The sequence below is a fragment of the Lacinutrix sp. genome (assembly GCF_023299985.1).
Lineage (GTDB): Bacteria > Bacteroidota > Bacteroidia > Flavobacteriales > Flavobacteriaceae > Lacinutrix.
Map to the genome: position 1 here is coordinate 1 of NZ_JALZVX010000065.1, position 5,582 is coordinate 5,582.

Here is a 5,582-nt window from a genome sequence, read left to right on the forward strand (position 1 = left end):
AAGACAAATAAGCCAATCAAGGAAAGTAACGAAGCAAAATAGATAATACTAGAAAAGCGCTCGTAAAATTTAGCGTCTATAGATAACATGAGAATGATTAAAACAACCGAAAGAATAATAAATATAAGCTGCTTTCCATAAGATTCTGTAAAATTAAAGTAGTCCACTATTTCTCCAGTATGCGAAGCAGATAATATATTTAGCCAACCAAAACCTGCCAATATAAAAAAGAGCAGAATGGTAATCCAGTCGAATTTAAAATGTCTATCAGTTTGCCTCATAGTCTGCTGGTAGTGGGATAATTTGAAATTGAGATTCCCTATTAATTTTAAATGGTTCACCAGAATATGGTTTAGCATATTCGTTTTCTAAGCTATGCGTTAGTAGCCAGCGTTCTAAATCTTTTCTAGAAATGGTCTTGTTTACGTATTTTTCAATCATTAAACTCGCAATTTTACCAGCAAACCTACTTCCAAAATAACCGTTTTCTACGAATACTGCTAAAGCTATCTTAGGATTATCTTTTGGAGCAAAAGCAACAAAAATAGAGTGGTCTGTTAATTGTGTTTTCACACTATCTATTCTCATAAAGTTTTCTACAGTTCCTGTTTTTCCACAAATTTCAAGACCTTTTACTTGTAGCGATTTAGCAGTTCCTTTTGTGTAAACTTTTAGCATACTTTCTATCACAGGATCAAAATGTTGTTTGTCTATTGTTGTGTATTTTGGTATTGTAAAATTATCTGGAAGTTTTTCGCCTTCAATTTCTTTTATAACATGAGGTGTGAAATAGTAGCCACGATTAGCTATTGCAGCAGTCATGTTTGCTAATTGAATAGGTGTTGTTTGAACGTCTCCTTGACCAATAGCATTAGAAATCGTGTTTCCAGAATAAAAACTACGTTTGTATTTATACTTGTAATAAGCACGATTTGGAATTAATCCTTTTTGTCCAACAAACAAATCGTTATTAAGATAGTTGCCAAGCCCAAAACTTTTTACGTGTTTACTCCAATTATCAATACCTTTAGAAGCAGAGCCTGTTTTGTCTAAAATACGTTGATAAACGGTTCCAAAATAAGCGTTACAAGATTCTTGAATACCGCGTTCTAAATTATTTCTTACGCCATAATTACAATGGCAACCAAAAAAGCGATTTCCGTTTTTCATGCCTTTGTAGCAAGTAATAGTCTCGCTTGTAGTAATAACATTTTCTTGAAGTCCTATTAGTGCATTTACTAATTTAAAAGGAGATCCAGGTTCATAAACACCCGATAAACTTCTATTGAATAGTGGATTTGCAATAGTGTCTCTTATCAACTTATTAAAGTTTTTAGAGCGTTTTCTACCAACTAAATCGTTAGGGTTGTAGGTTGGTGCAGCAACCATAGCTAAAATTTCTCCTGTACTAGGCTCAATAGCAATAATGCCTCCACGTTTATTTTGCATGAGCCATTCGCCATAGGCTTGAAGATCAGAATCTATAGTTATTTTTATGTCTTTTCCTTGTTCTGGAATAGTATCTAATGTTCCATTTTTATAAGATCCAATATTACGGTTATGTATGTCTTTTTGAATAAGTTTTAAGCCTTTTCTTCCACGAAGTATTTTTTCATAAGAGGCTTCTATTCCTTGTTTACCAATAAGGTCACCCATTTTATAATAAGCATCTTTATTAATATTGGCATTATTAACTTCACCTATATCGCCTAAAACGTTAGCGCCAATTGTAGTTTCGTACTGTCTCAAAGAACGTTTTTGAATATGAAAACCTTTAAATTTTCTCATCTTTTCTTGAAGTACAGCATAGTCTTCCTTAGATAAATGCGAAACAAAAGGAGATGGTAAGCGCCAAGAATAACGTTTAGCTTTTTCAAACTGACTGATAAAACGCGTTTTATCTATTTTTAATAATTCGCAAAATTCTATAGTATCTAAAGATTCTACTTCTCGTGGAATAACCATAACATCGTAAGATGGCTGGTTGGCGACTAAAAGTTTTCCGTTTCTATCGTAAACAAAGCCTCTTTTTGGATAATCGTAAACTTTTCTAATAGCATTATCTTCAAGAATACTATCGCTATTAGAAGTGTAAATTTGTAAGTAGAAAAGCCTCGCGGTAAATACAAAACCGACTAGAATAACAGAAAGAAAGAGTAGAAATTGTCTCATTTTTTATTAGAACCACTAAAAATTATTGAAATTAATAAACATAATATAATAGTGAATATACTCGAGAATAACGTGTTTTGTAACACTAAAAGTATCTTAGAAAAGTTAAATATTTCAAGTGAAAATAAAATAAAATGATGAATTATTGTTAGTATTGAAATGTAGGTAACACGTTGCCCAAAATCTACGTTATTAAATTTTACCGCTTGATGGTCGTAAACAGCGCCAAAACTAAACTTTAAAGCTGCAGGTCTAATAAATGCAATGGTTACAGCTGCTGCTGCATGAATTCCGCCAGAATCTAAAAACATATCGATAAACAAGCCCAAAAGAAAACTTATTAGAATAAAAACCATTCTATTATTCTTTACTGGAAACAGAAAAATAAATAAAACATAAGGATATGGATTTATGTAACCCATAAAATTTATGTTACTAAATAAAAGTACTTGTAGTAAAATTAAAACAACAAAGCGAACAGTATGTATAGATAAAAGATTATTCATTTTTATCTAGTAAGTTTTTAATGTGTTTTGCATCCTTATTTTCAATAATGTAAACATGTTCAATATTTGTCATGTCGTTGAATAAGGAGATTTCAATTTCATAATAATTTTCTGCGGTATCTAGTTTAAAATTAGAAATTATTCCAACAGGAATATCTTTTGGGAAAATTGAAGAACGACCAGAAGTAACAATCGTATCGCCTAATGCTACAGGTGCAATTTTAGGAATTTCAGAAAGTTGAATATTGTTTGGAGATAAGCCATCCCATTTTAAAGAACCAAAATGATTGGTCTTTTTTAGTTGGGCACTTATGCTACTCGTGGTGTTTAATATCGAGAGTACAGTGGCATTATTGGCATTTGTTTTTTCAATAATACCAATAATACCTTTACTTGAAACAACACCAAAATCTTGTTTTATGCTATCGTTTTTACCTTTGTTTAAAAGTAAGATATTGTTAGTTTTAGAGTAGCTGTTTCTATGCACTCTTGCAGTTGTAAATTTATAGTGATTTTTAAAATTTAGACTATCAATAAAACTAGAATCAATATTTTTTTCAGCATTGAAAAGAATAGACTTTAATATATTATTCTCTTCTTGTAGTAGTTCGTTCTGTTCCTTTAAGCCAAAATAATCACTAACAGTATTAGAAGTATTGTAAACACCACCACTTAAAAAATTGGCAGAATTGATAAATCTACTTCTATGGTAACTATGTGATTGTATCGTTAATATTACCGAAATAAATAGCAATAATGCAAACAGAAGAAACGTTTTGTTTCTTAGTATAAAGTTTACTATTTGTTGCATTTAATTCTTCGTGTTTTTATTTAATCAATACACTTTTGTATTTAGGAATATTCTTAAGGGTAATTCCAGTACCACGAACAACAGCACGAAGCGGGTCTTCTGCAATATAAACTGGTAAATCTGTTTTTTGAGATAAGCGTTTGTCTAAACCACGAAGCATAGAACCACCACCAGCTAAATAAATTCCGGTATTGTAAATATCTGCCGCTAATTCTGGAGGTGTTTGTGATAATGTTTCCATTACAGCATCCTCGATTCTAAGAATAGATTTGTCTAAAGCTTTTGCAATTTCTCTGTAAGAAATTTGAACTTGTTTAGGTTTTCCAGTTAATAAATCACGTCCTTGAACGCTCATATCTTCTGGTGGCAAATCTAAATCTTCGGTAGCAGCACCAATTTGAATTTTTATTTTTTCGGCAGTACGTTCACCAACATAAAGGTTATGTTGCGTTCGCATATAATAAATAATATCGTTTGTAAAAACATCACCAGCAATTTTAACAGACTTGTCGCAAACAATTCCACCTAAAGCGATTACAGCAATCTCTGTTGTTCCACCTCCGATATCAACAATCATGTTTCCTTTTGGTTGCATGATGTCAACACCAATACCAATTGCTGCAGCCATTGGCTCGTGTATTAAATATACTTCTTTACCATTTACACGCTCTGCACTTTCTTTTACTGCTCGCATTTCTACTTCTGTTATTCCAGAAGGAATACAAATTACCATACGTAGAGATGGTGTAAATAATTTCTTTTTAAGCGCTGGAATGTTTTTAATAAACATGCTTATCATTTGCTCCGAAGCATCAAAATCTGCAATTACACCATCTTTTAGTGGTCTAATCGTTTTGATGTTTTCGTGCGTTTTTCCTTGCATCATGTTGGCTTCTTGACCAACAGCAATTATTTTTCCCGAAATACGATCTCTCGCAACAATCGAAGGAGCATCTACAACAACTTTGTCGTTGTGGATAATTAATGTATTTGCGGTTCCTAAATCTATTGCGATTTCTTCTGTTAGGAAGTCAAAAAATCCCATGTGTTAAGTGTAATTATAGCAGTTATTAAAAGTTGTTGTAAATGTAATAAAAGTAAACAATATATTAGGTTTAAAAGAAATTCTTCTTCTCTAATGAATTTATATTGTAAAATACAGACTATAATAAACAGGCTTTATAATTTTTTTCTTTTTTATAAAAAAATTAACATTTTAGTTTGTTTAGTGTTAGGTAGCTAACAGTTTTTTCATACCTTCTGTTTTAATTTTGATCATTAAACTAAAAAAACAACAAATGAAAAGAAAATTACCTTTTAAAGAAACGAAAATGCTTTACTTAGCATTTCTGTCTTTCGTGTTAGGGACTAGTAACTTAATGGCGCAAAATGCCACATTTACTAGTGTGAATCCTACAACAAACGAACTAACGATCACTAATACAGGATCGTCTATGGAAAATATTACTGATTACTGGATATGTTTAGGACCTGGTAATTATGGGCAATTAAGTAGTATAACTCCAAATAGTGGTGATTATATGCTTTCTGCTAATGAAAGTGTTAGTTTTACCTTTAACATTAGCGCAACAGCAGAAGGTGTTGGTTTATTTGCAATCAATACATTTGGGTCATCAGATCCAGCTGTTCTTTTAGCTTATATGCAATATGGTGCTGCAAATCAAGATAGAGTTGGTCAAGCAGTTACAGCTGGACGTTGGGTTAGTGCAATGAATTTTGTTTCTGGGACAGCTCCATATACAACAACTTCTGGTGGATCGGCCGCTGCTTGGAGTGCATGTGATGCTTCTAATGGAGGAACCTTAGCAGGAGGGCCTTACGAGTTTTGTGTAGATGGAGAAGCAGATAATATTCCAGCAGGCGAAGTTACAGTAACAGGAAATGTAGGCGCAACAAGCCAATGGGTAGTAACAGATGATCAAAGAACGATCTTAGGATTACCACCAACACCAGAAGCGGTAAACTTTGATAATGCAGGACCAGGTATGTGTTATATCTATAACGTAAGTTATTTTGGAACAGTAACAGGCTTAGCAGCAGGTATGAACTTAGACAATGTAGTAGGCTGTTTA

The 5,582-nt window shown here is 32.5% G+C and carries 5 protein-coding genes and 1 pseudogene; 1 reads left to right on the forward strand and 5 read right to left on the reverse strand.

What is annotated here, in order from left to right:
* The 5 genes from Q0C58_RS03375 to Q0C58_RS03395 all read right to left on the reverse strand — a co-directional run.
* Positions 1-281, reverse strand: a 281-nt coding sequence (locus Q0C58_RS03375; RefSeq protein WP_290697517.1) for an FtsW/RodA/SpoVE family cell cycle protein, incomplete at its 3' end; no start/stop codon positions are given.
* Positions 268-2,172, reverse strand: coding sequence for a penicillin-binding protein 2 (mrdA, locus tag Q0C58_RS03380; protein ID WP_290697519.1), 1,905 nt, complete (start codon positions 2,170-2,172; stop codon positions 268-270). The genes mrdA and Q0C58_RS03375, both read right to left, overlap by 14 nt.
* The gene (locus Q0C58_RS03385; protein WP_290697522.1) at positions 2,169-2,678 is read right to left on the reverse strand and encodes a rod shape-determining protein MreD; all 510 of its coding nucleotides are present in this window, start codon (positions 2,676-2,678) and stop codon (positions 2,169-2,171) included. Before Q0C58_RS03385 ends, mrdA begins: the two co-directional genes overlap by 4 nt.
* Positions 2,671-3,489 carry a rod shape-determining protein MreC gene (mreC, locus tag Q0C58_RS03390; RefSeq protein ID WP_290697524.1) on the reverse strand — a complete coding sequence of 273 codons (819 nt, stop codon included), beginning with the start codon at positions 3,487-3,489 and terminating at the stop codon, positions 2,671-2,673. The genes Q0C58_RS03385 and mreC overlap by 8 nt, the downstream gene beginning before the upstream one ends.
* 16 nt (positions 3,490-3,505) lie before the next feature.
* A complete protein-coding gene (locus Q0C58_RS03395; protein ID WP_290697526.1) occupies positions 3,506-4,534 on the reverse strand; it encodes a rod shape-determining protein in 1,029 nt (342 codons plus the stop codon).
* Positions 4,535-4,787: 253 nt separating this feature from the next.
* On the opposite strand from Q0C58_RS03395, the pseudogene Q0C58_RS03400 reads away from it, so the two are divergent.
* A pseudogene (locus Q0C58_RS03400) lies at positions 4,788-5,582 on the forward strand (hypothetical protein); the annotation flags it as partial.

What these genes read in the sequence shown, in the direction of transcription:
- mrdA (WP_290697519.1), bottom strand. Translation starts at nt 2,172, where the DNA reads ATGAGACAATTTCTACTCTTTCTTTCTGTTATTCTAGTCGGTTTTGTA.
- Q0C58_RS03385 (WP_290697522.1), bottom strand. Translation starts at nt 2,678, where the DNA reads ATGAATAATCTTTTATCTATACATACTGTTCGCTTTGTTGTTTTAATT.
- mreC (WP_290697524.1), bottom strand. Translation starts at nt 3,489, where the DNA reads ATGCAACAAATAGTAAACTTTATACTAAGAAACAAAACGTTTCTTCTG.
- Q0C58_RS03395 (WP_290697526.1), bottom strand. Translation starts at nt 4,534, where the DNA reads ATGGGATTTTTTGACTTCCTAACAGAAGAAATCGCAATAGATTTAGGA.